4 protein-coding genes are annotated in these 4686 nt (G+C 38.3%); 1 reads left to right on the top strand and 3 read right to left on the bottom strand.

Going from position 1 to position 4686, the window contains the following annotated elements; translation table 11 throughout:
• Nucleotides 1–96 precede the first annotated feature (96 nt).
• The 3 genes from EDC17_RS16510 to EDC17_RS16500 all read right to left on the bottom strand — a co-directional run bounded on the left by EDC17_RS16510 (nucleotide 97) and on the right by EDC17_RS16500 (nucleotide 3432).
• The gene (locus tag EDC17_RS16510) at nucleotides 97–783 is read right to left on the bottom strand and encodes a hypothetical protein (RefSeq protein ID WP_132779316.1); all 687 of its coding nucleotides are present in this window, start codon (nucleotides 781–783) and stop codon (nucleotides 97–99) included.
• 74 nt (nucleotides 784–857) lie between these two features.
• Nucleotides 858–1316, bottom strand: a complete 459-nt coding sequence (locus EDC17_RS16505; RefSeq protein WP_394343372.1) for an Lrp/AsnC family transcriptional regulator — start codon at nucleotides 1314–1316, stop codon at nucleotides 858–860.
• Nucleotides 1317–1455: 139 nt separating this feature from the next.
• Nucleotides 1456–3432 (bottom strand): DUF3857 domain-containing protein, encoded by a 1977-nt coding sequence (locus EDC17_RS16500; protein WP_132779314.1) that lies wholly within the window; start codon nucleotides 3430–3432, stop codon nucleotides 1456–1458.
• Nucleotides 3433–3563: 131 nt separating this feature from the next.
• Between EDC17_RS16500 and EDC17_RS16495 the strand changes: the two genes are divergently transcribed.
• Complete coding sequence (locus EDC17_RS16495) at nucleotides 3564–4571, top strand: 3-keto-disaccharide hydrolase (RefSeq protein ID WP_132779312.1); 1008 nt, start codon at nucleotides 3564–3566, stop codon at nucleotides 4569–4571.
• Nucleotides 4572–4686 lie beyond the last annotated feature (115 nt).

Below are 4686 nucleotides of genomic sequence, written 5' to 3'. Positions count from 1 at the left end.
TATATCAAATTCAGGAAATACTCAGGAAAGAAGCTGACGATTAAAAAATAAAAAGCCGTATCTAACTTTTGATGTTTTGATACGGCCCCTTTCTTTTTATTTTTTATTATCGCGACTCCAGATTTCGTAAATTGGATCTCCTTTGGAGCTCTTGCCACTGTGATGCCACTGCTCATTTTCGATCTTGCCGTCGAAGTTCAATGAAGCGCCCACTCGGCTATTATCACGAGAGAAAAATAGAATATTTTCTTGATATTTACCATTGCTAAATTCGTAATGTCCACCACCTGTACCATAGAATCCTTTTTCTGCAGGGTTGATAGCTATCCATTGAAAATACCCGTCTATTAATATTTTTATTGTTTTGCGATCGCCACGTTGTATCGTCTGCATGTTGTCATTGGTTTTACGACCTGTGATGCGCCATAGACCGTCCAGCCCTTGTGCTTTCTTCGCTTGCTTTTGGAAAGTAGTGCCGTCCAAGATAAGCGCATTATTAGCTATTTCGAGCGAAAAGGTATGGCTTTTACCAATGTTGTCTGCCGCCTTGTCATCAAACTCACATTGTACGATAAGTTGCTTGTCGCCGAGGCTATACGTGCCACCTTGCGTGCTCATATATGTATCGTTACTGTAGGTGCTATGGGTGATATAGCCATCAGTAATGAGCAGCAAATGCTTGGTTCCATTGTTTTCGGCAAGGTATGCACCGGAGATGTCTTGGGCAAGAATAGGAGGTACTAACCCCGCAAATAGTAGAATAGTAAAGATGAAATTTCTCATAACTAGTTGTATTTTAGTATTAAATTTACTGATTTGTTACTTGATTAACAACTGATTAACCTATTCGGTTTTGATTAGAAGTGATATGCGGTTTCACTTTTAGTCTCTGATAGCACAAAATAAGTCTGTACCGTATTCACTTGAGGCAATACAGCAAGCTTATGACGCAGAAACATGTGGTAGGCTTCCATGTCTTTGGTGGCTATGCGCAGCATAAAGTCATAAGACCCTGCCATTTGGTAGCATTCCATGACTTCGGGAAATTTGGACACCTCTTTTTCAAATTCATTAAGTACTTCAAAAGTGTGGGCTTTTAAGAATACTTGTGAAAAGGATATTAAACCTATACCAATTTTGTTTCGATCCAAAATAGCTACTGTTTTCTTAATATACCCAGCTTTTTTTAATTTTTTAACCCGTTCGTGGATAGCGGCAATAGATTTATACAGTTTTTCAGCCAATTGTTTATTGCTTAGGGTAGCATCTTCTTGCAAAAGTTTCAGGAGCTTAATGTCAGTCGGATCTAAGTTCATTATAGTCAGGGTTGATTTAATCAAAAATATAAATCTTAGCTTAATAAAGGCTTAAAATTTTCTGGTAATTTAAAAAAACTACCAGAAAATGCCTGGAAAAAACGCCTCTTTGTCGAATCTTAGCTTCGCTAATCAGCTTTTATATTGTACTCCCGCTTAGCGTAATGTCAAGCGCTTGGGATTGTATAATCTGGGAATAGAATTCTTTGAGATGTAAATACTCTTCGGGTAAAAAGATAGCCTTATTGAGCCCCAAAGATACTTGAATCTGCAGCTCGTTCTCATTTTCCTTGATGATATAAATATACCGTGCATCTCGGTTAGGGAGACTAAGGCTTACATTTTTTGGTTTGTTATTAATCTTATAGTTTTTTGGCATGTTGATAACCATCGAAAATGATTCTTCGATATAGGATCCCAAATCTACAGGGTAGGTACGTTCATCAAGATTAAATGGATTTTTGGTCTTACGTCCACTTATAAAAGGAATAAATTTCAGATCTTGACCTTTCTTGCTTGCAAAATTTTTGATTTCGATTTGCTGAATTTCCGTGAGCATAGAATAAGGATCCTCTAGATTGTTGATATGATGCTCTTTAATGCTATAATGCGGGGTGGATTCTAATTCACTTTCTCTGTATTCATCGAGTGAATTAAAAGCTTTGATTTCATTTCTTTTGTTGGAAGCGGCATAGCCATTGCGTAATACTGTCCACTGTCCTTTGAGGTTGCCTTCTTCATCAAGATCACCTACAAATTCATATCTTACGCGGCTAATTTGTATTGCAGTAAGCGGTACCCATTTGAAATTATCTTTGCTCACCAACAGCCCTTGATAATTGATGCAGCGTAGCGGTATCTGTCCAAATGCAGCATATATATCCGAAGCATCCAATAAGTATTCTTGACTATCAATAAGCACATGTGCTATCACATAATTATAATCGGACAATGTCGCGTTGTAAAGTGAAGGGATGCCATTGTCACGTGTTGAGAGAACCACAGGATTGGCCTCAATATTGGCATCGCGCAATGCTCCGATCAGCGCAAAATTAATATCAGCGGTATTTCCTTGTTTGATTTCTAATGCTTTTTTAACTCCATTATCACTATATAAACCATATTTTTTATTCCATTTGATCTGTGTTTTGATGTAATCGTATATAGTCTGTGCCTTGACTAGTGTAGTCATGTCGTTTTTGACAATGGTAGGAATGACCTGCTTAAATTGTCCTGATCTATTGACTTCTTTGCCAAATTCATTCGCAGTATTAAGCTGTTTCACGACATCGGTCCAAGTACGGGAAAAATTATAGTTCGGTCCAAAAGGAATAGAAAATGAAGCCAACTCAAACGTCAGTTTGCCCATGAAATTTTTGGCAGCGGTCATGTAATCTTCCTGTACAAAGGGGGGAATATTGTTGGCTACATAGATGGTCTGCTGGCCCATTACATCGCCTAAAGAAGACACAATTTGCGTGTCATAAGGCAGTTTGGTGTGTTTGCTCAAATGGACAATACCTTTCATATTGACATTGTACACACAGATCTCTGGTATTTCGGTTATAAATTCCGAATGCATTTTGGGAATGGTGCTCTGAAACTGCCAAGATTCCAAATTGTAAAGGTAAGGCGATTCGGTGCTGTATCTTAATTCGATGATCGAGCCTTCTTTGACATTGGCTAGTGCAATTTTGGTAATCTCTTGGGTCTCCGAAGATTTTTCGTTAAGAATATTTTTTTTGTCTAATTCTGTTTTTTCGATTTCACCATTGGGTAAGAGATTGTAAGTCGTGCCTTTGATGCCCGAGATGGTTTCCTTGTCGCTTCTGTTCCTTTCTTTATATAGGGGCACCGAAAAGTTCGAGTAATCGAGTCCCTCTTTATTTTTGATTAATATTTTGGTATGATAAAAATAGCGAAGATTAAGTTGTTTCTTAATCGAGTTATACTCTATGCGCGCTTTACCAAATTCGTGCAATACAATAGCTTCTGCATCAGGCGCATAATTTCCTTTATCAAAATCTTCTTTATTTATTTTTCCGTAGGAAAAGTCCTGCGCGAAAGATAAAAAGCCCAACAAGGATAATAGTAGGGTTAATAATGGTTTAAACATAAAAATAAATTGGTTAAAAAATTATCCTAAAATAATACTTTTTTCCATCACTGCTGTTAAAAATGTTATTTAAATCGTGCTTATCTCTTAAAATATTATATTTGTTTAATTCAATATAAACCCTTTCATTTATGAAATTCAATAAACTAATAAATTATTCTACGCTAGCCACTGTTTTGGTGATGACGGTTTCAAGCTGTAACAACGCTCCTAAGGAGGAAACGGATAAGGATGATGTCCATAATGCCGCTACACAGGTGATACCTGACGAAGCAAAGGATTTGATCGGCCGCTGGGATATTACGGTGGAGAAAGACGGTAAGCAGGTGCCTTCTTGGTTAGAAATAAAGCTTTCGGGATTCAATACCTTGGTAGGTTATTTTGTGGCGGACGCAGGTAGTGCACGTCCGGTGTCGCACGTGAAACTTGACGGCGGCAAGTTCATGTTTGAAATCCCTACACAATGGGAAGACGGTACAGGACTCATTAAAGTCGAAGGAGCACTCGAAGCGGGTAAAATAAAAGGTTCGGTCACCAGCAATAAAGGCAATGTGTACAATTATGAAGGCGAAAAAGCACCTTATTTAGTGCGTCAATCTGCTGGCAAATTGGGTACGGCCATCGAATTGTTCAATGGTAAGGACTTGACCGGATGGAAAACTTCGTCGGAGGATAGCCAATGGGAAGTGAAAGATGGTATTCTGATTAACAAAAAGGCTGGCGCCAACTTGATTTCGGAGCAGACATTCGAAGATTTCAAATTAGAAGCTGAATTTAGATATGCTGAGGGTGGCAATTCCGGTATCTACCTGCGCGGAAGATATGAAGTGCAGATCGAAGACTCGCCATTGGATAGACATCCAGGCTCTTTATATTATGGCGGTGTATATGGATTTTTGACACCTAGCGAAATCGCTACTTTGGGTCCTAATCAATGGAATAAATACGAAATCACGCTTCGCGGCAGAATGGTTACCGTAGTGGCTAATGGAAAGACGGTGATTAACAACCAAGAAATACCAGGGATAACGGGTGGCGCGCTAGATAGTAAAGAAGGTGAACCAGGACCGATTTATCTGCAAGGTGACCATACAGGTGTAGAATTCAGAAAAATAACGATCACACCGATTACTAATTAATACCGTATTCGGAAATATATAAAAGGGGCTGTATCATAAATAAGTGGTACAGTCTTTTTTTATGTTATATCTCCTCTTATTTTTATTGACACAATCATTTGATTTTCATATATTT

Source organism: Sphingobacterium alimentarium (assembly GCF_004342685.1).
Classification (GTDB): Bacteria; Bacteroidota; Bacteroidia; order Sphingobacteriales; family Sphingobacteriaceae; genus Sphingobacterium; species Sphingobacterium alimentarium.
Note: the sequence above shows the minus strand (reverse complement) of the source record. Positions and strands in the feature narration are given on the sequence as shown.